Origin of the sequence: Cupriavidus basilensis OR16, from assembly GCF_000243095.1 — a bacterium.
In the GTDB taxonomy this organism is placed as follows: Bacteria; Pseudomonadota; Gammaproteobacteria; order Burkholderiales; family Burkholderiaceae; genus Cupriavidus; species Cupriavidus basilensis_D.
Window position 1 is genome coordinate 1 of the sequence record NZ_AHJE01000382.1, and the last position, 419, is coordinate 419.

Consider the following 419-nt stretch of genomic DNA (forward strand, 5'->3'; position numbering starts at 1 on the left):
AGGCTGGGTACAGGCTTGGCGCCGAACATGGAGCCGCGGCCCGTGGTAAAGGCGATCAGGTTGGCGCCGCCGGCGATCTGGCCCGTGGCCGAGACCGGGTCGTAGCCCGGCGTGTCCATGAATACAAGCCCGTGCTGCGTGACCGCCTCGGCGTAACGGTACACCTCCATCAGCGGGCCTGTGCCGCCCTTCATCGACGAGCCCAGCGACTTTTCGAAGATGTTGGCCAGGCCACCCATCTGGTTGCCCGGGCTGACGGCGCCGTTGATCTGCACGTCGCGTCCGACGGAATAATCCTCCTTCCACCAACGAACCCGTTCCAGCAGTTTCTCGCCGACGGCGCGGCTGGCGGAACGGCGGGTCAGCGTGTGCTCAACCCCGTAGATTTCCGGCGTCTCCGACAGGATGGCGGTGCCGCC

The 419-nt window shown here is 66.6% G+C and carries 1 pseudogene; it reads right to left on the reverse strand.

Features of this window, described 5'->3' with window-relative positions:
• A pseudogene (locus tag OR16_RS39265) lies at positions 1 to 419 on the reverse strand (UxaA family hydrolase); the annotation flags it as partial.